Source organism: Hymenobacter sp. HSC-4F20 (genome assembly GCF_019599275.1).
Lineage (GTDB): Bacteria > Bacteroidota > Bacteroidia > Cytophagales > Hymenobacteraceae > Hymenobacter.
In genome coordinates this window covers 1,904,249-1,930,214 of the sequence record NZ_JAHZTD010000001.1, presented here as the reverse complement: position 1 = coordinate 1,930,214, position 25,966 = coordinate 1,904,249, and the positions used below count along the sequence as shown (strand labels likewise).

The 25,966-nt window shown below is 61.0% G+C and carries 21 protein-coding genes; 7 read left to right on the top strand and 14 right to left on the bottom strand.

What is annotated here, in order from left to right; all coding sequences use genetic code 11:
• Positions 1-15: 15 nt before the first annotated feature.
• The 12 genes from K3G63_RS08280 to K3G63_RS08225 all read right to left on the bottom strand — a co-directional run bounded on the left by K3G63_RS08280 (position 16) and on the right by K3G63_RS08225 (position 17,807).
• Positions 16-966 carry a GDP-L-fucose synthase gene (locus tag K3G63_RS08280; RefSeq protein WP_220613572.1) on the bottom strand — a complete coding sequence of 317 codons (951 nt, stop codon included), beginning with the start codon at positions 964-966 and terminating at the stop codon, positions 16-18.
• A gap of 142 nt (positions 967-1,108) precedes the next feature.
• Positions 1,109-2,221: a GDP-mannose 4,6-dehydratase gene (gene gmd, locus K3G63_RS08275; RefSeq protein WP_220613571.1), complete on the bottom strand. Its 1,113-nt coding sequence runs from the start codon at positions 2,219-2,221 to the stop codon at positions 1,109-1,111.
• A 269-nt stretch (positions 2,222-2,490) separates the two neighbouring features.
• A complete protein-coding gene (locus tag K3G63_RS08270; protein WP_220613570.1) occupies positions 2,491-5,130 on the bottom strand; it encodes an Ig-like domain-containing protein in 2,640 nt (879 codons plus the stop codon).
• 660 nt (positions 5,131-5,790) lie between these two features.
• Complete coding sequence (locus K3G63_RS08265) at positions 5,791-6,975, bottom strand: hypothetical protein (RefSeq protein WP_220613569.1); 1,185 nt, start codon at positions 6,973-6,975, stop codon at positions 5,791-5,793.
• Positions 6,976-7,034: 59 nt separating this feature from the next.
• A complete protein-coding gene (locus tag K3G63_RS08260; RefSeq protein WP_220613568.1) occupies positions 7,035-7,874 on the bottom strand; it encodes a glycosyltransferase family 2 protein in 840 nt (279 codons plus the stop codon).
• A gap of 77 nt (positions 7,875-7,951) precedes the next feature.
• Positions 7,952-9,253: a glycosyltransferase family 4 protein gene (locus K3G63_RS08255; protein ID WP_220613567.1), complete on the bottom strand. Its 1,302-nt coding sequence runs from the start codon at positions 9,251-9,253 to the stop codon at positions 7,952-7,954.
• Positions 9,250-10,332 (bottom strand): nucleotide-diphospho-sugar transferase, encoded by a 1,083-nt coding sequence (locus K3G63_RS08250; protein ID WP_220613566.1) that lies wholly within the window; start codon positions 10,330-10,332, stop codon positions 9,250-9,252. The genes K3G63_RS08255 and K3G63_RS08250 overlap by 4 nt, the downstream gene beginning before the upstream one ends.
• Positions 10,316-11,650 (bottom strand): O-antigen ligase family protein, encoded by a 1,335-nt coding sequence (locus tag K3G63_RS08245; RefSeq protein ID WP_220613565.1) that lies wholly within the window; start codon positions 11,648-11,650, stop codon positions 10,316-10,318. The genes K3G63_RS08250 and K3G63_RS08245 overlap by 17 nt, the downstream gene beginning before the upstream one ends.
• Positions 11,647-12,801, bottom strand: coding sequence for a glycosyltransferase family 1 protein (locus tag K3G63_RS08240; protein WP_220613564.1), 1,155 nt, complete (start codon positions 12,799-12,801; stop codon positions 11,647-11,649). The genes K3G63_RS08245 and K3G63_RS08240 overlap by 4 nt, the downstream gene beginning before the upstream one ends.
• Positions 12,802-12,803: 2 nt before the next feature.
• Positions 12,804-14,432 (bottom strand): lipopolysaccharide biosynthesis protein, encoded by a 1,629-nt coding sequence (locus K3G63_RS08235; protein ID WP_220613563.1) that lies wholly within the window; start codon positions 14,430-14,432, stop codon positions 12,804-12,806.
• A gap of 140 nt (positions 14,433-14,572) precedes the next feature.
• Positions 14,573-16,966: a polysaccharide biosynthesis tyrosine autokinase gene (locus K3G63_RS08230; RefSeq protein ID WP_220613562.1), complete on the bottom strand. Its 2,394-nt coding sequence runs from the start codon at positions 16,964-16,966 to the stop codon at positions 14,573-14,575.
• 46 nt (positions 16,967-17,012) lie between these two features.
• Positions 17,013-17,807, bottom strand: a complete 795-nt coding sequence (locus K3G63_RS08225) for a polysaccharide biosynthesis/export family protein (protein WP_220613561.1) — start codon at positions 17,805-17,807, stop codon at positions 17,013-17,015.
• 279 nt (positions 17,808-18,086) lie between these two features.
• Between K3G63_RS08225 and K3G63_RS08220 the strand changes: the two genes are divergently transcribed.
• From K3G63_RS08220 to K3G63_RS08205, 4 genes are all read left to right on the top strand, one after another.
• Positions 18,087-18,767, top strand: a complete 681-nt coding sequence (locus tag K3G63_RS08220; protein WP_220613560.1) for a response regulator transcription factor — start codon at positions 18,087-18,089, stop codon at positions 18,765-18,767.
• A 204-nt stretch (positions 18,768-18,971) separates the two neighbouring features.
• On the top strand, positions 18,972-20,378 hold the full coding sequence (locus tag K3G63_RS08215) for a HAMP domain-containing sensor histidine kinase (protein ID WP_220613559.1): 1,407 nt from the start codon (positions 18,972-18,974) through the stop codon (positions 20,376-20,378).
• Positions 20,379-20,564: 186 nt separating this feature from the next.
• Complete coding sequence (locus K3G63_RS08210) at positions 20,565-22,172, top strand: SulP family inorganic anion transporter (protein WP_220613558.1); 1,608 nt, start codon at positions 20,565-20,567, stop codon at positions 22,170-22,172.
• Between the two features lie 106 nt (positions 22,173-22,278).
• Complete coding sequence (locus K3G63_RS08205; protein WP_220613557.1) at positions 22,279-23,052, top strand: carbonic anhydrase; 774 nt, start codon at positions 22,279-22,281, stop codon at positions 23,050-23,052.
• Positions 23,053-23,253: 201 nt separating this feature from the next.
• Here the strand turns inward: K3G63_RS08205 and K3G63_RS08200 are convergent, their stop codons facing one another.
• Complete coding sequence (locus K3G63_RS08200; RefSeq protein ID WP_220613556.1) at positions 23,254-23,682, bottom strand: EamA family transporter; 429 nt, start codon at positions 23,680-23,682, stop codon at positions 23,254-23,256.
• Positions 23,683-23,850: 168 nt separating this feature from the next.
• Here K3G63_RS08200 and K3G63_RS08195 point away from each other — a divergent pair, with 168 nt between their 5' ends.
• From K3G63_RS08195 to K3G63_RS08185, 3 genes are read left to right on the top strand one after another with little or no spacing between them, the layout of a single operon-like run.
• Entirely contained in the window at positions 23,851-24,234 is a 384-nt protein-coding gene (locus tag K3G63_RS08195) for a hypothetical protein (protein WP_220613555.1), read from the top strand.
• Positions 24,183-24,371, top strand: a complete 189-nt coding sequence (locus tag K3G63_RS23155) for an SUMF1/EgtB/PvdO family nonheme iron enzyme (RefSeq protein WP_220613923.1) — start codon at positions 24,183-24,185, stop codon at positions 24,369-24,371. Before K3G63_RS08195 ends, K3G63_RS23155 begins: the two co-directional genes overlap by 52 nt.
• Positions 24,372-24,387: 16 nt before the next feature.
• Complete coding sequence (locus tag K3G63_RS08185) at positions 24,388-24,813, top strand: formylglycine-generating enzyme family protein (RefSeq protein WP_220613554.1); 426 nt, start codon at positions 24,388-24,390, stop codon at positions 24,811-24,813.
• A 45-nt stretch (positions 24,814-24,858) separates the two neighbouring features.
• Here the strand turns inward: K3G63_RS08185 and K3G63_RS08180 are convergent, their stop codons facing one another.
• On the bottom strand, positions 24,859-25,686 hold the full coding sequence (locus tag K3G63_RS08180) for a DUF1206 domain-containing protein (RefSeq protein WP_220613553.1): 828 nt from the start codon (positions 25,684-25,686) through the stop codon (positions 24,859-24,861).
• Between the last annotated feature and the right edge of the window lie 280 nt (positions 25,687-25,966).

The following is a 25,966-nucleotide window of genomic DNA, read 5'->3' as shown; positions in this document are numbered from 1 at the left end:
AGAGGAAGGAGAAGATTAGGCGAATTGGGGCCGGGCAGTAGCGCGCTGCCAGTCGGCCGATTGCAGCACAGCCGTAATGCCTTCGCGCAGGCCAATGGTGTGGTGCCAGCCCAGCGCATGGAGCTTGCTTACATCCAGGAGCTTGCGGGGCGTGCCATCGGGCTTGGAAAAGTCAAACAGGATTTCGCCGGCGTAGCCCGTGAGCTCGGCCACCAGGTCGGCCAGTTCCTGAATGCTGATGTCGCGGCCGGTCCCGATGTTGACGGGCTCGGCCCCGTCGTAGTGGAGCAGCAGGTGGAGGCAGGCGTCGGCCAGGTCATCCACGTGCAGGAACTCGCGGCGCGGGGTGCCCGTGCCCCACACCGGCACCCGGGGCAGGCCCAGGGTTACCGCCTCCGAGAACTTGCGCAGCAGGGCCGGCAGCACGTGGGAGTTGTGGCTGTCGTAGTTGTCGCCGGGGCCGTAGAGGTTGGTGGGCATAGCCGTAATGAAGTTACAGCCGTGCTGGGCCCGGTAGGCCTCGCAGAGCTTAAGGCCGGCAATTTTGGCAATGGCGTAGGGCTCGTTGGTGGGCTCCAGGGCCCCCGAGAGCAGGTATTCCTCTTTGATAGGTTGCTGGGCCAGGCGCGGATAAATGCAGGAGGAACCCAGGAACAGCAGCTTGCGCACTCCGCACCGCTGGCTTTCCCGCAGCACGTTGCTCTGAATCATCAGGTTGTCGTAGAGGAAGTCGGCGCGGTAGGTATTGTTGGCCTGAATGCCACCCACTTTGGCCGCGGCCAGCAGCACGTACTCAGGATTTTCGAGGGCAAAGAAATCTTCCACGGCGGCTTGGTCGCGCAGGTCCAGCTCCTGAGAAGTACGGGTAACGATATGGTGGTAGCCAGCGCGCTGCAGGCGGCGCACCAGGGCTGCGCCCACCATGCCACGGTGGCCGGCCACGTATATTTTAGCGTTTAATTCCATCGGGGAGAGAGGCTGAGGTAGGGTAAGAGGGAAGGGAGGAAGGAGGGGGTAGAGGGGATAGGGCGCGGAGGTAAGCAGGAGCCAGTTGCCCTGTAGCTGCGTAGCCTCCGCCCCTCCTTATGGCGCCGTTTTATCCTAAAAGCTATTCATCGTGGTACATAATCTGGTGGCCGGCTTCCAGGAGCACCGCATCGCGGCGGAACAGGCGCAGGTCGGCCTGCACCATGTCTTGCACCAGAGCCGGTAAATCATACTGCGGCTCCCAGCCCAGCTCAGTTTTAGCCCGCGTGGGGTCGCCAATGAGTAACTCAACCTCCGTGGGGCGGAAGTAAGCCGGGTCTACGGCTACTACTTCCTGGCCCAGGGGGAGCTGAAAATCAGGATGGTGGCAGGCTACCACAAATGCTGTTTCGTTGGCGCCGTCGCCGCTGAAACCTACCTCAATGCCCAGCTCGGCAAAGGCTAGGCGCACAAACTCGCGCACGGTGGTGGTTACGCCGGTGGCCACCACGTAGTCGCGGGGCTGTTCCTGCTGCAGCATGCGCCACATGGCTTCCACGTAGTCTTTGGCGTGGCCCCAGTCGCGCTTGGCGTCGAGGTTACCCAGGTACAGCTTGTCCTGCAGGCCCAGGGCAATACGGGCGGCGGCGCGGGTAATCTTGCGGGTCACAAAGGTTTCGCCCCGCTGCGGGCTTTCGTGGTTGAAAAGAATGCCGTTGCAGGCGTACATACCATAGGCTTCCCGATAATTCACTGTAATCCAGAAACCGTACAGCTTGGCTACGGCGTAGGGCGAACGGGGGTAGAAGGGGGTGGTTTCGCGCTGGGGTACTTCCTGCACCAGCCCGTACAGCTCCGAGGTGCTGGCCTGGTAGATGCGTGTTTTGTGCATCAGGCCCAGAATGCGCACTGCCTCCAGCAGCCGCAGCGTACCCACCCCGTCCACGTCGGCCGTGTACTCAGGCGTGTCAAACGACACCTTCACGTGCGACATGGCCCCCAGGTTGTATATCTCGTCGGGCTGTACCTCCTGCACAATCCGAATCAGGTTGGTCGAGTCGCTCAGGTCGCCGTAGTGCAGCTTAAAGCGCACATTCTTCTCGTGAGGGTCTTGGTAGAGGTGGTCAATCCGCTCGGTATTGAACATGGAGGAACGGCGCTTGATGCCGTGCACCTCGTATCCCTTGCTCAGGAGCAATTCTGCTAAGTAAGAGCCGTCCTGGCCCGTGATGCCCGTAATAAGTGCGCGCTTCATAGAGGAAGAGAAGGAAGTGAGAAAGCAGCACAGTAGAATACTTTGCTGTATAACTTTAACGACAAATTATTGTATTTTGAACTTGATAAACAACCTATTTTGTAGAAAAATTTATTCTATATATTGAATAAGTTAAAATACTGCGCGTCAATTCGGCCCTGCCGCCTTGTAGAGGCCGATTTAACCCACAAAAAAAAGCCTGACTCCTTTTAAAGGAATCAGGCTTTTTTAACGTGGCCAGAAGCTAAGGCGAACAGCTACCTACGGGGCTAGCTTACGCGCCGGCGCGAATCAGCCGCTAGGGCTACAAGCAGTGCCGGCATTGCTCCCGTTTCCATGGGGGCCGAGCTGGCAACCGGGTTCAGCTGGGTAGCCATGGGGGCCAGCGAGGTAGAAGGCACGGGCTGGAAGGCCGTTGTAGTGGTTTTACGCCATACTTCCACCCCCGAAAGGTTTAGGTCGCCGCCCGAGCTAGTTAGCTGAATGGTGCCGTTGGTTACGGTTACGGCGAAGGGGCCAACCTTGCTCCAGGACCCAGCCGAGCCGGTGTTGTGGTTGCTGAGCACGGATTGTCCGTTGAGGCTGATGTTAATCGTTTGGGCGTGGTTGTCTTCCCAGATATAAGCGTATACCTCGTACGAGCCGTTGGGCACGTTGCTCATCGTAAAGCTCAGGTTGCGCGAGTACACCGAGGAGCGAATCATCTGGGCCCGGGCCGTGGTAGTGGCCGGATTCAGCGTAACGCCCTGGTTAGCGAAGCGGGAGCCATTGGTAGAGTAATTCGGGGCCGAGTTGCCTTCCCAAGCATTGCCGTCCAGAGAGGTAGCAGCGCCGTTGAGGTTAATGGCACGGTAGAACACCGAGTTTGCCGTGGACGTGGAAGCCGTAGCGGCAGTCACGCTGACGTTAACGGCAGCCGAAGTGGTCGTAGCCCCAGCGTTATCGGTGGCGTGGGCCGTCAGGGAGAGGGTACCGGTGGCAGTAGGCGTCCAGCTCAGCTGATAAGGGGCTGAGCTGTCTTCACCCAGCTTGGTCGAGCCGTTGTAGAACTCTACCTTCGTTACCGAGCCATCGGCGTCGGCAGCAGTAGCCGTCAGGGCCAGGGCTGTGTTTACAGGAACGGTGCTGCTGCCAGCGGCCAGGCTAACCGTGGGGGCTTGGTTGGCCGGCGCAGTGGTCGTGTTTTGACGCCAAATTTCTACGCCCGACAGGTTGATAGTACCCCCGGAGGTTGCCAGCGAAAGGGTGCCGTCCGTTACGTTAACCGTGAACGGACCCAGTCGGTCCCAGTGGCCGGCCGTACCGCTGTTGTAGTTGCTCAGGACAACTTGGCCTTCCAGACGGATGCTGTACGTTTCCGCATTGTTGTCTTCCCACACATAGGCATACACCAGGTAGGTACCATTGCTGACACTCATGCTGGCATGCAGGGAGTTGCTGTGCACGGAGGAGCGGATCATGCTGGCCCGGGCTGCATCCGTAGCCGGCGAGAGGGATATGTTCTGGTTGGCAAACCCACTGCCGTTGATCTGCACGCCACTGGCGCCGTTGCTGGCTTCCCAGCTACGCCCATCAATAGTGGTGGCCGGGCCGTTCACGTTAATAGCCCGAACAAAGGTGGCATTGGCGGGAGTTGGAGCCGGCGTAGTAGCTACCGGCGCCGACACGGTTGGGGCCGGAGCAGGTGCCGGAGCAGGGGCCGTGTTCGTGCCGTCGGCGCCCAGGGTAATGCCATTCTGCTGAAGCTTTTGCTGCCAGAGAGTCCGCTCGTTCTGCTCGGTCTGGAGCGTGATGGGGTTGGGTAAGTGCGTGGTGCCGGTGCAGTTAGAGCACGCCCCGGAGCTTAGATCGTGGCGGTCCTGGAAGGGAACGTTGTAGCCCCACTTGATAAAGCCGATGGTGTTGTTCGTGCTGGCATTGCCAAAGAACACGCTGCCCGGCTGCTGGTAGGCGTTGAAGATGGAGGTAGCCGCGTAGGTGGCGTTCAGGCGGGAGCCATCGGGCAGTAACCCGCTGGTCACCATCCGGTTGTTGTAGTACTTGATGTCGTGGCCGGCGGCAATGTTCATGGCCGCGTTGCAGGTCGAGATGAACTGGTTTTCGTAGGCGTTAACGAAAGCCGTAGTGGTTGAGGGCGAGGAGCCATCCCCATCCGTGGTCATGCCCGTTCCCGTGAAGGTGCCGCTGTTGGCGGGGTAGGGGTAGGCGCCCTGCACGTAGTTGTTGTGTACGCGGGCCGGGCTCTGCTGGGTACCACCCGAGTTATAGAAGTTGATGTTATCTTCTACCAAGCTGTTGTTGGGCTCATTGATCACCTGATTCCAGGCTATTTCGATGTTGCCTACGTTGCGCACCTGGTTCAGGCCACAGAACTGCACGTACTGGCCCCCGCCGTTGCGGTAGCGCCCGTCAATGTTTTTAGCTTGGTTGAAGCGCACCGTCAGGGTTTGGGAAGCCGAGCCGTCGCCGCTCCACTGGTAGGCCGTAATGCCCGTGGTATGCTCAAAGTAGTTGTTTTCGATACGCACCGAGCGGCCTGAGTTTACTTCCACAAAGCGGCCGTGGCGGCGGCCATCCACGCTCTGCTGAATGCCGTAGCCTTTGTTGTTGGTAATCACCAGCGTGGAGCCGCCATTTTTGGCGTCAATCAGGTCGCCGGCCCCCACCAGCACGCAGTTCTTGATGGTAACCGGCTGCGTGGTCTGGATCCGGATGCACGGCACATTGGAGTCTGTGCTGCGGAAGTTGCCGGTGTATGTGCCCCCTTGCGTAATAGTAATGGGGGCCGAGTAGGTGATATTCGTGGGATACTGCCCCTGGGCGTGGCTGGCCGTCGGGGCCAGGTTAAGGAGCAATACTACTGCCGACAGCGGCAGGAAATGGGCGCCAGAGCGGTTGCGTTGAGTCATCAGGGAAAAATGTAGTCCGAGGGCTTTTTGCATTCTGTGAGCCTTCAAAGAAAGAAACCAGGTAGGAATGAGTGAGAATTCTACTCCGTAAGTCAATTTGTTCCCGATGGCTGAATGAAATTTGTGCTATTTGTGCCTTGCCCACTTATTCAGCCTGCAGTACCTCTGTTCCGGCTTGGTCCAAGAAAAGCACCCGGCGCCTGGTGCAGGTCTGGCCGTGCCTCGAAGCAACCAGTACAGACATCTTGCTGGTCAAACTAAGCGTAAATTGTTGTGGCAACTCTATTTAGCACTCTGCACGTTCCATTTACAGCCACCAGGGGCTACCGTAGCCCGCTGAACTTGCGGTTCCCCGTTAGGTGCAATCCGCATAGCTGAAACTACGGGTATACGGTTGCTTCTTGGGTAACCTGCTCAATAATAGACTTTGAAAAGTTCTATATTGATTCCTTTGGTTCAATGCAAATGTATAAAACAGATTGAAAAGACAAACACGGTCTGTAAAAATATTAATTGTACTATTTTTATTTTTAATGCCCGATAGACGCGAAAAATCAGCTTGTAGGCGTCGGACAAGCTGATTGTATAAAATTCGGGCATTAAAAAATACCTAGTTCTGGTATTCAATAGTTTACCCAATACTGGTGTGTACTACCCTTGTTATTTTTTGCGCGGCTGAGGCAAGGTACGGGGCCCAACCACTTGCCCGGTTTGGCGCAGCCGACGCCGCCAAGAGGGTAGTTCCAGGCGCTCCAGCTGCAGGGTAATCGGCCCGGGCACGTGGTGCGTACCCGTGCAAGGCGAGCAGGCATTCGTGCTCAGATCGTGCCGGTCGGGGAAAGGCGCGTTGTAGCCCCACTTCACGAAGCCAATAGTATTATCGGCCACGCGGTTAGCAAAAAATACGGTGGCCGGCTTTTCATACGCGTTGAAAATGGACGTGGCCGCGTACGTAGCCCGCAGGCGGGAGCTGTCAGGAAGCAGCCCGCTGGTAATCATGCGGTTGTGGTGGAACGTGTTGTGGTGGCCGGCGGCAATATTCATGGCCGCGTTGCAGGTGCTTACCACCTGGTTCTGGTAAGCTTCCACGTAGGCAGTAGTTGTTAGAGCCGAGGAGCCATCCCCATCGGTGGTGATGCCCGAGCCGGTAAACGTAGCTGCTGTGGCCGGGATGGGGTAGGCCCCCTGAATATAGTTGTCGTGCACGCGCAGCGGGCTAGCCGGGGTGCCGGAGGAGTTGTGCAGGTTGATGTTATCCTCTACGAGGCTGTTGTTGGGCTCGTTGATCACCTGGTTCCAGGCTATATCGATATGGCCTACCCCGTGCACCTCGTTCAGTTGCAGAAAGCTCACGTGGGCCCCGCCCCCGTTGCGGTAGCGGCCATCAATGTTTTTGGCCTGATTGAAGCGCACCGTAATCGTTTGCGCCGGCGAGCCGTCGCCGCTCCACTGGTAGACGAGCACCCCGGACGTTTGCTCCAGGTAATTGTGTTCTACCAGCAAGCTGACGCCACTATTCACTTCTAGGAATCGGCCGCGAGCTTGGTTATCCAGGGTGGCGGGCAGTCCGTAGCCGCGGCAGTTGCGCACGGTTAAGCGGGCGCCGCCGGCGGTAGCGTCAATCAGGCGGCCGGGGCCGCGCAGCTCACAGCCGTCCAGCACTACGGGCTCGGTGGTGGCAATGCGGAGGCAGGCCTGCCCGGAAGCAGTGCTGGTGTAGCGGCCGGAGTAGGTGCCGCCGCGCGTGATGACAAGGGTAGCATCCGGGCCGGCGAGGCTGCATTGGCTGACCAGCAGTAGGAGCCCCGCAGCCCAAAGCAACCGCAGGATGGAGGTAGTTGCCATGAGGCGGGAAAGGAAAGGGTGGGACGAACAGGGCAGGACAAACGTACCGCGCTGGCAGGCTAGTGCAGAAAATAGCCTACCAGCCGCCGGGCATAGCCATTGAGCAGAAAGTAAGGCAGGTAGGGCCGCGGACAGTTCTTGAGGCTGAAATACGTGAAGTTGCGCAGGTTGCCCCCGCCCCGGATGCCGAACAAGTGCTGGTAGTACCCGCGCAGGCTACGCTGGCGGCGGGTTATTTCCTGGCCACTCTCCTCAGGGTAAGTGCTTAGGTGCGCATCGTAGTTGCAGTATACCGGGAAACCGTGGCGGCGGGCTACACTGGTATAGTCAAAGTCGGCGAGGTAGTGGGGCAGGCGCTTCTCATCGAAAAGGCCAATCGTTTCCAGCACAAGCCGCGGAATCAGTAGGCCCCGCCCCGGCAGATAAGTAACTGGGTGCAGGCCGCGGCGCTGCTCGGCAGGGAGGGTTTCCAGAAGGTCGCGGCGGGTGTTGGTGCGCCAGTCCAAGGTTTCGCCTCCGTATACGGGCTTCCCGGTGGTTACGTCCAGTTCCAGAGCGCCCAGCACGGCCGTTGGGTGGGCGTCAGACCAATCCAGCATCCGGGCCAGGAAGTCGGGGGCGGCTACTACGTCGTTGTTGAGCGTCATGATGCGGGTAGCTCCCTCGGCCAGCGCCCGCCGGATGCCCAGGTTCACGCCCGCCGTCCAAAACAGGTTACCGTCGCCCTCCTCGATGAGCACCTCCGGAAACTCCGTGCGCAGCATCAGTCCGGTGCCATCGGTGGAGCCGTCGTCGACCACTACCACCCGGAACTCCGGCACAGTTTGCTGGCGCAATGAGTCCAGGCAGGCCCGCGTAAAGTCTTTGCGGTTAAAAACGGGTATAACGATGTAGAGCATAAGCAAGAGGAGAGAGGAGAATAGGTAGCGCAGAAAACAGAAGGCGTGTAAGCTGCCGTGCCGGGGCATGTGGGGGCCTAGGCTACTTCCGCAGTGGCCGCCGACCGCAGGGACGTGGGGGCAGGAGGCTCGGGGCGGTACGCTGGGCGCGGGGGCACCAGGTGGCTGGCGAGCTTCATGAGGCGGTAGGTGCGGGCCGCCCAGGTTTGGGTGCGGGCAAACTCGTAGCCGGCCTGGCTCATGGAGGGGCGCTCGGCCGGATGGTCATAGACGTGCTCTACGGCGCGGGCCAGCCCCCGGGTTGTGGCCTGGGGGGTAGTAACGGCTACTTTGATGGCTGCCGCTGCCGGAATAAAGTCGTGGGCGCCCTGGTGGTCGAGGGTAATGATGGGCAAGCCTGTGCCCATGGCCTCCAGAAACTGCGAGGCAAAGGAGTCGCGCAGGCTGCCGAACAGCAGCACGTCGTGGCTGAGAAAGGCCGCGCGGGCCTCTAGCCACGGCACGGCCCCGCGCCAGGTTACCCGCTCCGTCAGGCCGTACTGAGCAATCCAGCCCGGTACCTGCGGCCCCAGAGGCCCATCGCCGATAACAGTCAGGTGAAACCTAACGCGCGGGTCTACCTGGGAAAGGGCATCCAGCACCAACAGCAGAGCCTTGCGCGGGTACAGCCGGGCCAGCCACAGCAGGCGCAGCACGGGGCCGGGCTCCCGCGCGGGCAAAGCCTCTGGAAAAAATGACTCCGGCAGGCCCGAGTCCAGGAACAGCTCTACCCGGTGGGCCCCGAGGCGGCGGGCGAGGGCGGCGGTTTCGGAGTTTGCCGCCAGCACCAGGGCCGCATGGCGCAGGGTTTGGCGCACGTTGGGGTCAAAAGTCATCAGCAGCCAACCGATGGCGTTGCGCAGAGTCTCGGTTTTAAACCAGTCGGGAATGAAGGTGCGGAACGCTGTGGGGGCCCGCTGTCCGCCCCCTACTGGCCCAAATATCAGAGGCTTGCCCAGGCGCCACATCCAGGAGCCCATTTGCAGGCTGCCGTAAGTAGCATGGTGCACGTAGTCGAACTCTATCTGCTGGCTCAGGCGGCGGGCCTGCCGCCAGGCCAGGTACTGCCACACCATATAATGCAGGTACACGCCAAACTGCCAGCGGTGCAGAAACTGCACCCAGGCTGGCACGGCCACAAAGAGAAACCGCAGCTGCTCCGGGGCCAGCTCGTGGCCATGCTCGGCCATGAACGGCTCGATGCCCGCCCGGCCGTCGGGGTTGGTGAGGCACCATACCTGGTGGCCGCGCTGCGCCGTTTGCCAGGCCCAGTTAAAGCCGTTGCTATCCTCGCCGCCGTGGGCCGGGTTGCAGGCGTAGGCCGAAATCAGGACGTTCATACCAGTTGCGTGTGCGGGGTAGAAGACGATGCCGGCACTAGGGGCGCCGGGTCAAGGGGAGTGGCGGGTGGTGGCGGGCCTGGCAGCGCCGCTGCGGGAGCTGCCGGCCTGGGCAAGGCCCGAGCCAGCAGGCGGCGGGCTTTGGCTTCCACGCGCCCCCACAGAAACTCCCGGAACCGTTGCTGGTCGCGGCGGCGGTCAGCCAGTACGAAGGCCGGGTGCCGCAGGGGAAAGGTCACGTCGGTGGTGGGTACGTTGGCAAACTCGTCGGTGGCGTCGAGCGTGTGAGTGCCCTGCTCCCCGAACCCGATGTTGCCCACCAGATTGACGGCCGGCACCACGCACAGGCCCGAGTGGGCCACAATGGCAAAGTGCCACTGGTAGTCCCACACGTCGGGGGGCTGGGGCAGGCCCACCACGCTGCGGATTTTGCTAAGGCGGTAGCGGTTCTCCAGCCAGGAGCTGTACAGGCCGCGCAGCTTGCCCTGGGCCGCGAGCTGGTGGTACTGGCTCAAGTGAAAATCATAGAGCTGCCAGGCGCGCCGCCAGGTGGCCCAGCCCCAACTGTTGACCTGGGTGGAGAAGTAATAGGAGTCGGCGCCGGCGGGCTGGGGGCCACGGGCTTCCCGGCTGAAGTTGTTACCCCCGATGTGCAGCACGCGTGTATCGTGGCGGTAGCGGGCCAGCAGCTCCTCGCAGAACGGAAAGAACGAAGGAGCGGGCACGCAGTCGTCCTCGAGAATAATGCCCTCTTCTTCGCGGCGAAAAAACCAGTCAAGGGCACTGGCAGGCCCTACGCCGCAATTGAGGTTGCTGGTGCGGAAGAGTGTAAACACTTCGCAGGGCCAGTCGACGTCCTGCACCACGGCGCGGGCGGCGGCACATTTAGCGGCGTCGTCGGGGTGGGTAGGGCGGGGGCCGTCGGCGGCCACGTAGAGGCGGGTGGGGCGGGCCCGGCGCACGGCCTCGAACACGCGCCGGGTAGTATCGGGGCGGTTGAAGAGGAGCAGCAGCACCGGCGCTTGCAGTGGAGAGGCCCCCTCGGGAGCAGCAGCGGAGAGGTCAGGAGTGGACAGCATGCGCGGTGGGAGCTTGAAGGGCGGAAGGAGAAAGCACCACGGGCGCCGCGCCGAACTCGGGCTGGGTAGCCGGACTAGCGGGAGCCCCGGCCCCCCAGGCAAAGGCGGCAAACGGCACGGGCACGGCCAGCGCCAGCGTGAGGCCAATAATGCCGTAGAGGTAGGGGGGCCAGTCGTAGGAAATGCCGTAAAGCAGGGCGCTACTGGCGTAGCTGATGAAGGTGGCCGTGGTGGGGCTGAAGGGCACCTGCTGGCGCACCCGTTTCCAGAGCTGCCCGATGGGCACGGCCAGCACCAGCAGCAAGCCCAGAACCCCAAAGTAAAACAGCCGGTCGAGGTAGAAGCTGTGGAAGTGGTGGCCGGTATGGTCGGCCCAAACGGGGTGGTCCCCGTCGCCGTAGAATTGCATGGGCAGCTCGAAGCCTTCCAGCCGCATGCCCAGCACGGGGTGCTCCTCCACGAAGGGCTGGTAGGTTTCAATCTGCTGCAGGCGCCAGCTGCCCGTGCCCTGCTTGTCGGCGTGCTCAATATCTTCCACGCTGCTTTCCAGCTTGCGCAGCACCTTGGGGTTATCGAGCACCACGGCCGCGCCCCCAATCAGGCCCAGCACCAGCGGCATCAGCAGCATGGGTAGCAGGCGGTTCATGCTCAGCCGGGCGCCCTCCACCCGGCCCGCCAGCACAAACGCCCCGTTGAGGACCAGGGCCAGCGCCGTAGTTAGCCACACGGTGCGGTGCTGCAGAAACACAATCAGCGCCAGCAACCCAAAAAATACGCCCAGCCGCAGCAAACCGCCCCGGCTCAGGTACTCATTAAAGTAGTAAAGCGCGGGTAGCAGTAGCAGAAACGCCGACGTGACATCGAAGCCCCGCTCGTTGTCCAGGAAGGCCGATAAGCTGAGGGCATCGGGATGGTAGAAGGCCAGGTTTATCACCAACCCAGCCAGTAGCAGCACCATGAGCAGGGGCGCGGGCAGCGGGTAGCAGCGGTAGTAGGCGTAGAGCCCAAAAATGGGCAGCAGGGCCATGAGCTTGGCAAACACGTGGGGGTAGACCATGGGCGTGCCCCAGCCACTGTACGACTCCAGGGCCAGGGCCGCGGTGGCGGCCAGCACCACCAGCAGCCACTTGCGCATCACGGGGCTGAGGTAGCGGAAATACCCGACGATGAGCAGCAGCGAAAAGCCTGTTATAGCATAGTTATACAAGCCTAGTACCGGGTCCTCGTTGTCCTTCACCAGAAACTCGTTGAAGGCCCGGTCGGTGGCTAGTACCCCCAGCGCGGGTAGCACATGACGAAAGCGCAAGCTGATTTTCATAGCTCAAGGACGGGAACGGGTGGAACGACGGGTACCGGGGTCAGGTGCGGATTCGCGTCTTGACCGGCGGCTTCGTACACGGCCCGGGTGCGGCGGGCGGTTTGCTGCCAAGTGAAATCGAGCAGGCGCAGCTGCCCCATCCGAATCAGGTCCTGGCGCAGGGTGGCGTCCAGCAGCAGGCGCTCCAGTTGCTGAGCCAGCTCGGCGGGCTCGTGCGGGTGATGGTAGAGGGCTGCCTCCTGGGCTATTTCCGGAAAGCAGGAAGCGTGGCTTAGCAGCACCGGGCACTGCTGCCCGAAGGCTTCCAGCACGGGCAAGCCAAAGCCCTCGTACTGGGAGGGGAACACGAACGCCAGGGCGTGGCGGTACAACTGGTTGAGCTGGGCATCCGTGACGGGCCCGAACTGATGGGCGCGCTTGGCCCACCCAGTGAGGTGCAGCAGCTCTTGCTCTGCCGCCGTGAAGGGCCCGCCCCCGGCGCACACCAGATGCAGGCCGGCCGCGGCGGCCGGGGGTAGCAAGGCCAGGGCTTCGAGCAGGCAGCCGAAGTTCTTGTACAGGGCGCGGCTGCCGGTAAACAGCACGTAGCGTTCCGGCACCGGTAGGGCCGGGCCCGCCGTGGTATATTCCCGGTCGGCGTAGCCGTGATGCACCACGCACACCCGCTCCGGCGCCACCGGCAGCAGGCGCAGCACATCGGCCCGGGTGTTTTCCGATACAGTAATCACGCGGTTGGCCCGCCGCACAATGTGCTCCAGCGTTTGCCCGTCCCGGTCGGTGTAGTACTGCGGGAACAGGGCCGGAATCATGTCGTGCAGGGTAATGACCAGGGGCCGCTCATCCAGCAGGTCGAGAAAGTAGGGGTCGTCGGTGAGGGTAGGGTGGAAGACGTCAAAAGCGCCCCGCCGCAGGGCCTGCACCGAGGCCCGGTGGTTGAAGTGCTTGATTACCCGCCAGCGGGCCGGCAGGGGCACGTTGGGCAAAAAGGTGCGGTGGTTGGAGTATTTCCGGTCGCGCAGGTAGAGGTTGTTGCTGAGCACTACCGCCAGCTCCGACTGCCAGGTAGCGTGGCAAAGCAGCTCGTGATGGTAGCGCGACACGCCCCCGAAATCCTGCAGCGAAAAAGCCTGATGGTCGTAGAGTACACGCATGACTAGGCTAGTTCGGTTTCCGGATCGGGCAATAGGGCAGCGTGGGGGCGCAGAGGAACACCGGACGGAGCCGTAGCCGGAATGGGAACCGGCTCCCCGTCAAGCCGGGCGAGGCGGGCAGAAAATGCCCGCAGCAGCAGTTCTACCCGGCCCGTTCCGGCTTGGCCTTCCTGCAGGCGGGCCAGCAGGCGGCGCAATACGCTGCGCAAACCCGCCGGCGGCATACCCACGGCCAGGCCCAGCAGCAGCAGCGCACCAATACTCATTTCCGCAAGCAGCAGCACGGAGGCCGGCACCAGGCCGGGCGGTAGCAGCAGGCGCACAGCGGCAATACCGGCGGCTACGGCTGCCCCGGCCAGTAGCCCGGGCACGTAGGAGCCGAGCACTTCCGCCGTGGTGACGGCCAGCACCCGGCGCATGAGCAGCAGGTAAAGCACCGTCCGGATAACCTCCCCGGCTACTACGGCGCCGGCCACGCCCAGCAGCCCGTAGGGGCTCAGACCGTAGAACAGGCCGGTGAGCAGCACCACGTAGCCCAGGTTCAGCCACAGCTTGGGCGTGAGCGTGGCCGTTGCATCGCACACCACCCCGGCAAACATGGTCACCATACTCAGGCTGAAAGCGGCGCACACCACCCGCAGAACCGGCACGGCCTCGCCCCAACTCGGGCCCAGCATCACCCGCACAATTTCGGGGGCTGCTACGGCCGCACCGGCGCAGATGGGGATTACCAGGGCCGCAATCAGGGTAATGCTGCTGAGGTACACGTTCTTCAGCCGGGGCCGGTCGGCCTGTACCTGGCTGAAGGAGGGAAACACCACCCGGGAAACGCTGGTCGTCAGCATATACACGGGTAGGCCAATGAGCTGCCAGCCCCGGCTGTAAATGCCCAGGGCCGCCGCGCCCAGCAAGCGGCCAATCAGCAGCGTATCCAGGGAGCCCGTCACGAACTCCAGGAAGCTGATGGCCGACATGCGGCTGCCGTAGGCCACCAGCGGGCGGTAGGTTGCCCAGTCGAACAGCAGCCGCAGGTCGTGGCGGACGGCCCCGTAGCTCAGTACCGTCAGCAGCAGGCCCTGGCCCAGGGTAGCCCCTACCAGGCTCCACACGCCAAACCCCTGCCAGGCCAGGCCAATGCCCAGCAGGCCGTAGCTCAGCACGTAGGACACCACCTCAAGTAGGGCCAGGGTGCGGAACTGCATGCGCCGCCGCAGCAAACTCAGGGCTGTGGCGTTGAAGCCCGTCAGGAGCAGGCCCACGGCCAGCACCCGCACTACGGGCACTACCTCGGGCTGGCGCACAATGCCAGCGGCCAGCGGAGCCCCCAGTAGCAGCAGGCCAGCAAACACCACGCTCAGGCCCAGCGAAGAGGTGAAGGCGGCCCGCACGTCCTTGCTGGTAATGTCGGGCTTCTGGATAATGGCCTGCTCCATGCCCATTTGGGCGAAGTAGGAGCCGAAGCGCAGGATAACCCCGGCCAGGGCCACCAAGCCAAACGCCGCCGGACTCAGCAGACGGGCCATGGTGGCCGTGTAGCCAATTTGCAGTAAGGAAGTGGTGATGGTTGCCGCGGTAGTCCACTTCACGCCGTGAACGGCTGCCGTGGTCAAGTTAGGAGCAGAAGAAGCCATGAGGCTATCCGGGTAGAAAGGTACGGGAGCGGAGCAGGGAGTAGAGGGGGGAACCTTCCGGCGGCGGCCCGCAAGCAGCGGGCCGCCGCCGCGGGACGGCAAGCGACAGGGCGGAAAAGCGGAGCGGCGGCAGAGGCTGGCTAATACCCGTAGGTGTAGGCCTTCTCCTTGTGGCGGTACTCGTAAGTTTTGGTAAAATGCATATCGTTAATAATAAGGTAGATATGCTTGATCTTCTGCTCGCGGTGCAGCTCGTTGATCTGACTGATCAGGCCACGGTCGGTGTAGTTCTGGCGTACCACGTAGATGTTAGCGTCGAGGTGGCGCAGCAGCATAAAAAACTCCGACACGTAGCCCGTGGGCGGGGTATCCACAATTACGTAGTCGTACTGAGTGCGCAGCTGCTCCAGCAGCTCCTCCATGCGCTGGCTTTCCAGCAGCTCGGTCGGGTTGCCTGGGATGGGGCCGCAGCAGATAACGTCGAGGTTGCGCACCCCCGAGGCATGGCGGCAGTCCTCCAGGGTGCTCAGGCCCATCAGGTAGGAACTCAGGCCGTGCTCAGCGCAGGCCTGCTCTAGCTGGAAGTAGCTCGCTACCGTGGGGCGGCGCAGGTCGCACTCCAGCAGCAGCACCTTGCGCCCGCTCTGGGCCATTTCCGCGGCCAGATTTACGGAGCAGAAGGTTTTGCCTTCGCCTGGCACGGAGGAAGTAACCCCAATGAGCTTCTTGTCCAGGCCGGCGGCCAGGTACTGCAGGTTCACCCGGATGGAGCGGAACGACTCGGCAATGGGGCCTTTGGGGTCGCGCAGCATGCTTTCCTTGTCCTGCTTGGAGCCGTGGGCCACTACTCCCAGCATCGGGATGGTAGTAATGCGCGAGAGGTCTTCCTTGCTTTGAATACGGCGGTTGGCCTTGTCCAGGAGCAAGGTAACGCCCAGGGGGAGAGCCAGGCCTGCCACCAGGGCAATGAGCAGCACTACCCCCGGCTTGGGCGCGGTAGGCGCGTCGCCCTGCATGCCGGCGGCGTCTACTACCTTCTTATCGGTGGCGTTGGTGGCCAGGGCAATAGCAGCCTCGGCCCGCTTCTCAATCAGAAACTGGTAGTTTTTGTCGTTGAAGTCGGTTTTGCTTTTCAGCGAAGCCAGCTGCCGCTCATTTTCTGGCATCTGGCTCATGGTGCCGCGCACCTTGCCCAGTTGGGCGTCGAAGTCGCGCAGGGCAATGTCGGCGGCGCGGGTCATGTTGGCCAGGGTCTGGGTCAGGGTTTCCTTGGCTACCCGAATCCGCTCGTCAAGCACCGTTACCATGGGGTTCTCGGCGCTGGCATTCACGCCCAGGGCCGCGCGCTGGCTGTTCAGGTCGGTAAGCTGCAGAATCAGGTTGTTTACCACTGGGTCCTCGATGCCCACGCTGCTGGGAGCTACAATGTGGTTGCCGCCGTGGGTGTCGCGCAGGTAGGCCAGCATGTTCTGGTAGTACTTGCGGTTGGTGGCCACCTTGGCCCGGAGCATTTCCAGCTCGCCCTGCTGCTGAATGCCGCGGGCCGATTGCGCCCCGGCGTCTACTACCCCCCGGGCGGCCCGGAAGGAGCTAAGCGCCGCCGTAGAGCGCCGCAAGGAGTCCGACAGGTGGCCGATTTCCTTGTCGAGGAAGGCTACCGTTTTTTGGCCGGTCAGGTTCTTGGCCAGCAAGTCGTTTTGTACGTAGCTGTGCATCAGCGTGTCCAGAAACTGAGTTTCCTTCTGCGGCACGCTGCCTTTGCTGGTCAGCTCAATAATGCGCGACTCCCGGTCGATGGGCTTGATGGAGAGGTGACCCATGTATTCGCCAATCAGGCTGTTATGGTCGCGCAGCACCACGTAGTAGTGCTCGTCGGTGCCGGCGGCGGGGTAATTGGGCTCGGCCTGCACCACGGCCGTGAGCAGGGGGTGGCGCAGCGTGTCGCCGGCGCGTACGGTTTCATTGAGGTGTACGCCCAGCACTTCCCGTACCAGCTCGCCGGTAGGCAGGCTGTAGAGTTGGCCTTTATCGGCGTCGGCCCGGAGGTGGAAGCGGCCATCGGGGGTAGGCTCCACGTAAATGGGCACGCCCGCCAGCTGCGGGGCGCTCAGGTCGGGCACCAGCCGGAACGGCACTGTGCCCGCGGCCCGCTCGCGCACCTGCACATCCTTGAACGTGTTCAGCCAGGTAGTAGGGGCGGCGTAGTACGCCACGTTGAAGGGCAGGCGCTGCAAGGCCTGGCCCACCATGTCGGCGGAGGTCAGCAGCCCGATTTCGTCCTCCATCTTAGTGCCTTTCTCCTTCACCTCCAGAATTTTGAGCAGCTCCTGCGCTTGCTTGGAGCCGGTGCCCTGGTCGCCGAGCAGCATGGTGGCCCGGAAAGCGTATACCGGCTCTTTTACCCGCAGGTAGAGAAAGGCCAGCAGGCCCGCCAGCAGCAACGACCCCAGAAACAGAGGCCAGCGCTGGCGCAAGCGGAAAAACAGCTCGTGCAGGTCGAGTTCATCGGTGGATGTGTGCGGACGTGGTTCCATTCCGATAGAGGATTAGGATGAGAGGAGGCGCGGCAGGGCGGCAGGGTTAAAAAACTTTCAGGTAGTTGAGAATCAGCACTACGGCCGAAATGCCTGAGAAAACCAGGGCTAGGTTGCCCGCGTTGCCCCGGTCGGCGCGGGCTTTCAGAGGCTCCACGTACAGGGCATCGTTGGGCAGCAGGTAGAAGTAGGGCGAGGTGAGCAGGGCGGGGTCGGTCAGGTCGAGCAGGACTACTTCTGAGCCCTTTATCGTCTGCCGGATCAGCTTCACGTTGCGGCGGTTGCCGAACTCAGTTAGGTCGCCGGCCAGGCCCAGGCCTTCGAGCACGGTGCACTGGGCGTTATAGACGAAGTAGCGGCCGGGCGCGCGAACCTCGCCCAGCACGGTTACTTTGAAGGAGAGCAGCTTCACCAGCACATTGGCGTCGCGCACGTAGCGGGCTACCTGCTGCTGGGCCGCGGCCTGGGTTTCTTCCACCGTGAGGCCACCTACCTTGAGTTTGCCCACGGTAGGTAGGTTAATAGTGCCGGCATCGTCTACGGAGTAACCCGTCAGGTAGAGGTTGCCCGGGTCCCCGTTGAACACGGCCCGGGTGTCCACGGTATTAAAGATATCGTTGAGCTGCGGTTGCACGCTCTGCACCCGGATGCTGAGCACATCACCGGGCTGAATGCGGTAGCGCTGGGGAGCGTTGTCGGCCGTTACGGGCGTGCGGGTATTGTATTTCTGCCCTTGCAGATACGGCAGATTTTTCTGGGATACGCAGCCAGTCAGCACTGGCCAAATCAAAACCAAAGACAATAGGAGAGTGCGGCCGAAACGGCGAAGCATAGACAGCATAGCGCAGCGGGGAGAGATGAAGCGGGAGAAAGCAGCTACTGGCAAGCAGTGAAGAAAGGAGGTAAAAACAGCGGGGCTTACATAGGCGTAGCATTGAATATTTCCATAAACGTATTGGATTGAAGTTGTAAAGTCAAGGGATATTTAAATTATTTCTATAATTATTTGCATTGATGCAGGCAACGTACTTCCCTGTGAAGGGGTTACAGAAGGCGCCATTTTCTTTCCTTACCGGAGCAGGCGCTACCTTGCCGGCTCTAATCCGCGTATAGCCTGCCCATGAAGATTTTGCTGGTTGAAGACGAACCCAAAGTGGCCTCCTTTCTGCATCAGGGCCTCACGGAGCAACATCACACCGTTGACTTGGCCGCCGATGGACTACTGGGTCTGCGCCTGGCCCAGGCCGGAGGCTACGACCTGCTCATTCTTGACACGCTGCTGCCCGGCCTGAGCGGGCTGGAGGTGTGCCGGCAGGTGCGGGCCCAGGATACCAGTGTGCCGATTCTGATGCTCACGGCCCTGGGCGAAACCGATGATAAAATCCGGGGCCTCGATGCGGGTGCCGATGACTACCTGGTCAAGCCCTTCGCCTTCCAGGAGCTGCTGGCCCGCATCCGCGCCCTCACCCGCCGCCGCCACGAGGCCCCCGCCGCCGAGGCCGTGCTACGCCTGGCCGACCTGACCCTGGACCCCGTCCGGAAGGTAGTGCAGCGGGCCGGGCAGGTAGTGCAGCTCACCGCCCGCGAGTTTGCCCTGCTGGAGTACTTGCTGCGCAACCAGAACCGGGTCGTGTCGCGGGTGGATATTCTGGAGCACGTCTGGGAAACATCCTTCGATACAGGCTCCAACGTCATTGACGTGTACATCAACTTCCTGCGTAAAAAGCTCGACAAGGACTTCACGCCCAAGCTCATTCATACGCTGGTGGGCATGGGCTACGTGATGAAGGAGGACGCGTGAGTGCAATGAGAAAGAAAGCCTGAGGAAGGAGAGGAGCAGTTCGGCGCGAGGCGCACGGAATGCTTCGCCCAGTCCGGGAGGCAGTTCCCGTGCGCCTTGTGCTAGAATGGTACTCCCACGCTGCCGGCTGTTCTACCGCATCTGTTGCTTATCCGATTCTGCGGCTGGCGTATTCCTGCTTCCTTACTCCTTATTCTTTCCAGCATGACTATCCGCACCCGCCTCACGTTGCAGTTCGCCCTAATTCTGGCCGTGACGCTGCTGCTGTTCTCGCTGGTCATCTACTACTTCACGTACCACTCGCGGCGGGAGTTTTTCAGTGAAAGCCTGTTTGCCCGGGCCCGCATCGTGGCCCACGTGTACCTGGATGGCACCAACCGCGCCGACGAGGAAAGCCGGGCTTCCTACCGGCGCTACCTGCGGCAGTTCTACCGGACGCTACCCGAGGAGGAGGTACGCGTGTTCGACGCTCATAACCGGGTAGTATTCAAAGAAGGGCGCGACGGGCGCGAGCAGATTCCGCAGGAGCTGCTGCGGTCAGTGCGCGAAGATGGCCGGGAGGTGCTGCTGGAGGACGACTACCGCCAGACCGTGGGCCTGCTCTACCGCGACGCTGAGCGGGGCGACTTCGTGGTGGTGGCTTCCTCCGTGGATGCCGACAGCCGGCAGAAGATGCACGACCTGCTCACGGTGCTGCTATCGGGCCTGCTGGCGTCCTTTGTTATTGTGGGCATCGGGGGGTTCTTTTTTGCCGGGCAGGCCCTCAAGCCCATGCAGCGCATCATCCAAGAGGTGGACAGCATCACGGCCTCCGACCTGCACCGCCGCCTTTCCCAGGCCGACGGTCAGGACGAGGTATCATTACTGGCCCAGCGCTTCAACAGCTTGCTAAACCGGCTGGAAACGGCCTTTGCCGGGCAGCGCACTTTTGTGCGCGACGCTTCCCACGAGCTGCGCACCCCGCTCACGGCCATTATCGGGCAACTGGAGGTGGCCCTGCTCCAGCAGGAGCGTACGCCCCAGGAGTACCGCCGGGTGCTGCAAAGCACCCTCGACGCGGCTCGCCTGCTCAAGGACCTTACCAACGGTCTGCTTCAGATTGCCCGCGCCTCCGACGACCCTTCTCAGGTACCGCGCACCCTCATCCGCCTCGACGAACTGCTGCTGCAGGCCCACGAGGAGGTGCACCGCCGTCATCCTACCTGCCGCATCGACCTGGACTTTAGGGAACCTGCCAATAACCGCCGCCGAGTGCCCTACGGGGTGCTGGGCAATGAGGCACTGCTGCTGTCGGCCTTCCTTAATATTCTGGAAAATGCCTGCAAATTCTCGGTGGGGTGCACGGAGCCAGTGGTAGCTACCCTCACGGCCTCCCTGACCCAGATCCGGCTGGAAGTGCGCGACCAGGGCGTAGGCATGAGCGAGGCCGACCGCCAGCAAGTATTTGTGCCCTTCTTCCGGGCCGATGCTGTGCGCAACGTGCCTGGTCACGGCATTGGGCTGCCTCTCACGGCCAAGATTATGGAGCTGCACGAAGGAGAAGTACACGTGGAAAGCCAGCTCGCTCATGGTACTGCCGTAACCCTTGTGCTGCCCGCGGCAGTGATCTAGCATGAAGAGAGCAGTAAAACGATATAGGTTGCTATTATTCGCTTGATTTACAAATAAATAAGTTTTTAATACCCTTTTAATTGACTTTTAATTAGGTCTTAACAAGAGGGCTGTAGACTTGCATTGGGGTTAGTAGTGCTTCCCAGCGTACCGTCCCCATCTGCTCCTCCCACATCCCCTCAGTATATGCTCAAAGCTACCCCGGTTTCCGAAACGTCGGTTGCCTCACAACTGGTTGGGGTTCCTACCTCGCCCTGGAAAACGCTCAACAAGGACCTGCCCGCCGGTCTGGTTGTATTCCTGGTAGCCTTGCCCCTATGTCTGGGTATTTCACTGGCGTCAGGAGCACCCTTGCTAGCTGGCATTATTGCCGGTATTGTAGGCGGCGTGCTCGTATCCTGGCTAAGCGGCTCCCAACTCAGCGTGAGTGGCCCCGCCGCGGGCCTGACGGCCATCATGCTGACGGCCATCAAAACGTTGGGGTCTTTTGAGGCCGTACTGGCCGCTACCGTCATTGCCGGGGGCCTGCAGCTGGTGCTAGGGGCAGTAAAAGCGGGCATCATTGGGTTGTACTTTCCCACGTCTGTCATCCGCGGAATGCTGGCCGCCATCGGCCTGATTCTGCTTCTGAAGCAGATTCCGCACTTTGTGGGGGCCGATGCCGACTACTTCGAGGATATGAACTTCCTGCAGTTTGACGGGCGGAACACCTTCACGGCCATTCAGGCTGCTATGCGAGGGATTAGCGCCGGCTCGGCCCTGGTAGGTCTGGTTTCGCTGTCAGTGCTGCTCTTCTGGGACAATGTGCTCAGCAAGCAGGTTAGAATGCTGCGGCTGGTACCCGGAGCCCTCATTGTAGTGGTGCTCTCCATTGGCCTCAACAACATCCTCGATGTAGCCGCCCCCGTGCTGCGGATTCGTCCCGAACACCTGGTAAGTCTGCCCAATATCACGGCGTGGTCAGACTTCACGGGCCTCTTTACCTCCCCCGACTGGATGGCCTTTTCCCGCCCCGCTACCTACACGGTTGCTTTTACTATTGCTATTGTAGCTTCGCTGGAAACCCTGCTCAGCGTGGAGGCCGTCGACAAGCTTGACCCCTACAAGCGCGTGACGCCCCCTAACCGGGAGCTGTTGGCCCAGGGGGTAGGCAACATCGTGAGTGGGTTGCTCGGGGGCCTACCCATGACGGCCGTAATTGTGCGCAGCTCCGCCAACATCAATGCCGGTGGTCAAACCCGCCTGTCGGCATTCTTTCATGGCTTGCTGCTGCTGACCAGCCTGCTGTTTCTGGAGTCTGTGCTCAACCAGATTCCGCTGTCGGCCCTGGCGGCTGTGCTGCTGGTAGTAGGCTATAAGCTAACCAAGCCGGCTCTGTACCGCACCCAGTGGAACCTGGGCTGGCAACAGTTTTTGCCGTTCATTGTCACCATCATTGCCATTTTGTTTACGGACCTGCTCAAGGGCGTTACCATCGGTCTGGTAGTTGGTATCTTTTACATTCTGAAGGCCAACTATGAATCGGCGTACTTCCTGAGCCGGCCGGCCGCCCAGCAGCCTGGCCCATTGCACCTAAAATTGTCGGAGCAAGTCACGTTCTTGAACAAGGCCAGTATTGTAAAGCTGCTGAACGAATTGCCGCGGGAGTCGCACGTACTCATTGATGGCTCCGATTCCTCGTTTATTGACTATGATGTGCTGGAAGCCATTGAGAACTTCCGACTTTCAGCCCCGGAGCGCGGTATTACCGTAGAGCTACGGGGTATTGAGCAGGTGCAAGTGCTGGGGCACTAAGTTAGTGCCGCAAAGTCGCCACCGGCCGAGCCGCTGGCGGCAACAAGTTGCACTTGCCCTACCCGCTACCGCACGTCACATCTTTTAACTCACCAATTCCCCACGTATGAAAGGCATCGAGCCAATTCTGGAAAATAACCGCAAATGGGTTGAGGGAAAACGAGCCCAGGACCCGGACTTCTTCAACCGCCTCGCTAACGGCCAACAGCCTAAATACCTGTTCATCGGCTGCTCCGACTCGCGCGTGCCGGCCTCGGCCATTACCGGCACCGGTCCTGGTGAAATGTTCGTGCACCGCAACATCGCCAACCTGGTCATTCATACCGACTACAACCTGCTGTCGGTACTGCAGTATGCCGTGGAAGTGCTGGGCGTAGAAGATATTATGGTGGTTGGTCACTACGGCTGCGGCGGGGTAGCTGCCGCCGCCAGCAACAAGCAATATGGCCTCATCGACGGCTGGCTCACTAACATCCGCGACGTAATCCGGGTGCACGAAACGGAATTCCTACGGATTGCCGACGAGGAAGCCCGCCTGCGCCGGCTAGTCGAGCTGAACGTTATTGAGCAGGTGCGCAACCTGGCCAAAACCAACATCATCCAGAATGCTCGCAAAGGGCCCAAACCTCCGCGACTGCACGGGCTGGTGTACGACATCAAGGAAGGCCTGCTCAAGGACTTGAAGGTAGAAGAAGACCTGATTGTAGAACTGGAGCACATCTACGGCCGCGAAGCAATCAACCATGCTGCGGAAGTGCTGGAAAAGGAAACCGGCCAGCCCACGCTCACCGACGACAAGCCCACTCTTACCGATGGGCCTACTCCCAACGGTAAGGGCAGCAAGAAGGAAGGGCAGGAGCTGCAAAACCAGCCCAGCTAAGTCATGCAAACATCAACTGAATCATCGGGCGTAGTCTGAGGGGAGTGCGCTTTCGATGTGTGGAACCGCCGCATCCATTGGGTGCGGTGGTTTTTTTATGCGCCGGACTTGCGCATAGGGTAGAACAGGTCTGATGAACGCCATCTATTTCGAAGAATACGGTCCGGCTGAGCTGCTGCTGGCCAGCTACTAAGCGCCCGGCTAGTCATTGCTGCGGGTGAAGGCAATCAGCACGGCCCCACCAGCCATCAGCACGGCGCCCACCACCACCTGCCAGGTTACTTTTTCTTTCAGAAAAAACACGGCCAGCAGAATCGAGAAAACCAGGGAAATCTTATCGAAGGATGACGTGCGCGATGCCAGCCCCAGCTTCAGGGCTTGAAAGGAGAACAGCGAAGAAAGGCAGGTAATGACGCCGGCCGCCACCAGAAACAGCCAGGTGCGCCGGTCAATTTGGGCAACTTGGCCCAGGTGTCCCTGCCACGCCACCACGCCCCAGGCCACGGCCACAATCAGCACCGATTGAACGGCAAACGCCACGCTTGCTTCAATATTCTTGACGCCAACCTTGGAAAGCGTAACTACCACAGCGGCTGACAATGCGGCCAGCAACGAAAACATCCACCACATACAGCTCTGAGCAACGAATTTGAAAAGGATACGCAACGGACAGTGGTTTCGCCGAAACCTGGGCTGACGTTTTTCCTTGGGAGGAAGCGGACCAGGGGTATCTTTGGCTACCCTTGCTGCTAAAGTCCGGGACTGGCCCGGGGGGCTGCATTAAGTGCATAACTTACTATGAAGAAAAGCCAGGTGAGTTGCCTGCTGGCAGTGCTCCTGCCAGTAACAGGATGGGCGCAAGCAAGCCGCTCAACCAGAACCACGCCCCTGCTGCCGGAGCCGCCCGGTACGGTGCGGGTAGCCGAAAATCTATTTGTCGATGAAACGGAGGTAGCCAATATTCATTGGCTGGAGTACCTGCACTTCATCCGGCGCGACTCGACCCTGGCATTCTACCAGAGCCAACTGCCCGACTCGACCGGGTGGCACCCCATCGTTGACCCCGAGCAGGCCCAGGCACCGCAGTCGTACTTCCGGGCGCCGGGTACCGGTATTACCCGGCTACTAACATCAGCTATGAGCAGGCCCAGGCCTATTGCCGGTGGCGGAGCGCCGTTGTGAACCAGGCCTACTTTCAGGGTCCAGACTTTCGGAAGCAGCATCCCGAGCTGTGCGCGTATACGGTCAGGGTGGAATACCGCCTGCCTACCGAAGCCGAGTGGGAGCAGGCGGCGGCCGGGGGGGGGGGGGGCAGGTAGCCGGCCGTTTGAGGTAGTGCAAACCCGGCCGGCCCGCAAGCCTAAAGGCCAGAAGCTAGCCCAGGCCGACAACCTGCTGGCTTGCCTGGAGGCGCAACAGCTACCACATCCAGCCACCGAGGTAGTCTACGAACTGCCCTTCAACCTGCGGGAAAACTATTACCTGGCCGGCAGCAACCAAGTATTTACCTGCCCCCCGCCAAAGCAGCTGTTTCCGTTACAGCTTACCACCGCCGGGCCGCCAAACGGAGTTGGCTTGCAGCAGATTATCGGCAATGTGGCCGAACTGACGGCTACTAAAGGCGTGGCCAAGGGTGGCTCGTACCGAAGCTCCGTACAGGGGCTTACGCTGCAAGCGCGCCAGCTGTATCAGGGGCCCCAAAGCTGGTTGGGACTGCGGTGCGTGGCCACGGTACGCATGCAGCGGAAAGCAGCCGAGTAAGCAGCGGCTCAGCTACAAGGCCATTTGGTGGAGGGTAGCGCGCGGCTATACATTGCCCAACCTCGGAAACCGGGCCTGGATAAGCAGGTACAGGCCATACAGAGCCAGGCCAATAGCCACGGTGCCCAAGGCGGCTGGCCCCAGGGCCTGAAGAGCGTTGAAGCAGCCTTCCGTGTCTCGGATTTCGTTGCTGTTGGCGTGGTGAGCGGCCAGAAAGCAGAAGTAGCCCATAATGCCTAGCACCACGCTCCGTGCGCTGTATCCCACTTGGCCCATATGGTAGACTACCCGCCGTTGCGCCGGGGTGAGTGGGCGGCCGTTGATGTCCGTGTCAAATTTACCGGACCAGGCGCGGTACAGCTGGAGCAGGCCGGCACTTAGCACTACTACCCCAATGAGGGCCAGCCACCCCTGGCCGTGCGGATGGTGTAGCACCCGTTGCAGAAGGGAGCGGCCCGCATCCTCTTCCCGGGGCAGCCGACCGTACCAAGCCATTTTACCCGCGTAGAAGGCCAGCAGCGCATACAGTACACCACTACACAAATAAAACCCGCGAACCGCCACACCGGTCAGGCTCAGGCCCTTGTTTTCGGTGTCGAGCAGGGCTTGCGCCAAGCGCCACGCTACGTAGCCCAGCAGCCCGCCAGCCACCAGCCACAGCAAAACCTGACCCAGGGGCATATGCTGAATCGTCTCAAATACTTCCCGCTGGTTAGGCGTTGTGCTACCGCGCACTCCCAGCGCCGCCAGTGTGGCCAGTCCGCCCAAAACCAAGTACACAAACCCGAGCGAGGCAAAGCCATAACGGGCCCCCGCCTTCAGGCTGGTAGCTGGGGAGGGAAGCAAATCGGGCAGAAAAGACACCCAAGCCATGAATCAGGAGCAGAAAAGGCCAAAACACGCCTATACGCACAAGGTTGGCAATTGGAGGCAACGGCCGAGCTACAAATGCCAACAGGGGTTCGTACTGGGGCCGCCCGCCATCGTGGTTGGGCCTGGTACAGCAACTGGGTAGCGAAACTGATGTAGTTACTTACATTTATTTCTCCCGGGGTTACGAGCAGTATAGCCTGCTAATGTATTGATATACAAATTTATAAATGATATGTGATGCCGTTATATATGTAACTTTACTCACTATATATTGCATTAT

Coding starts and splice junctions, on each gene's coding strand:
- K3G63_RS08280 (WP_220613572.1), bottom strand. CDS start 966: ATGGAATTAAACGCTAAAATATACGTGGCCGGCCACCGTGGCATGGTG.
- K3G63_RS08225 (WP_220613561.1), bottom strand. CDS start 17,807: ATGCTGTCTATGCTTCGCCGTTTCGGCCGCACTCTCCTATTGTCTTTG.
- K3G63_RS08215 (WP_220613559.1), top strand. CDS start 18,972: ATGACTATCCGCACCCGCCTCACGTTGCAGTTCGCCCTAATTCTGGCC.
- K3G63_RS08195 (WP_220613555.1), top strand. CDS start 23,851: ATGAAGAAAAGCCAGGTGAGTTGCCTGCTGGCAGTGCTCCTGCCAGTA.
- K3G63_RS08220 (WP_220613560.1), top strand. CDS start 18,087: ATGAAGATTTTGCTGGTTGAAGACGAACCCAAAGTGGCCTCCTTTCTG.
- K3G63_RS08210 (WP_220613558.1), top strand. CDS start 20,565: ATGCTCAAAGCTACCCCGGTTTCCGAAACGTCGGTTGCCTCACAACTG.
- gmd (WP_220613571.1), bottom strand. CDS start 2,221: ATGAAGCGCGCACTTATTACGGGCATCACGGGCCAGGACGGCTCTTAC.
- K3G63_RS08240 (WP_220613564.1), bottom strand. CDS start 12,801: ATGCGTGTACTCTACGACCATCAGGCTTTTTCGCTGCAGGATTTCGGG.
- K3G63_RS08200 (WP_220613556.1), bottom strand. CDS start 23,682: ATGTGGTGGATGTTTTCGTTGCTGGCCGCATTGTCAGCCGCTGTGGTA.
- K3G63_RS08270 (WP_220613570.1), bottom strand. CDS start 5,130: ATGACTCAACGCAACCGCTCTGGCGCCCATTTCCTGCCGCTGTCGGCA.
- K3G63_RS08205 (WP_220613557.1), top strand. CDS start 22,279: ATGAAAGGCATCGAGCCAATTCTGGAAAATAACCGCAAATGGGTTGAG.
- K3G63_RS08260 (WP_220613568.1), bottom strand. CDS start 7,874: ATGCTCTACATCGTTATACCCGTTTTTAACCGCAAAGACTTTACGCGG.
- K3G63_RS08255 (WP_220613567.1), bottom strand. CDS start 9,253: ATGAACGTCCTGATTTCGGCCTACGCCTGCAACCCGGCCCACGGCGGC.
- K3G63_RS08235 (WP_220613563.1), bottom strand. CDS start 14,432: ATGGCTTCTTCTGCTCCTAACTTGACCACGGCAGCCGTTCACGGCGTG.
- K3G63_RS08245 (WP_220613565.1), bottom strand. CDS start 11,650: ATGAAAATCAGCTTGCGCTTTCGTCATGTGCTACCCGCGCTGGGGGTA.
- K3G63_RS08250 (WP_220613566.1), bottom strand. CDS start 10,332: ATGCTGTCCACTCCTGACCTCTCCGCTGCTGCTCCCGAGGGGGCCTCT.
- K3G63_RS08265 (WP_220613569.1), bottom strand. CDS start 6,975: ATGGCAACTACCTCCATCCTGCGGTTGCTTTGGGCTGCGGGGCTCCTA.
- K3G63_RS08180 (WP_220613553.1), bottom strand. CDS start 25,686: ATGGCTTGGGTGTCTTTTCTGCCCGATTTGCTTCCCTCCCCAGCTACC.
- K3G63_RS08230 (WP_220613562.1), bottom strand. CDS start 16,966: ATGGAACCACGTCCGCACACATCCACCGATGAACTCGACCTGCACGAG.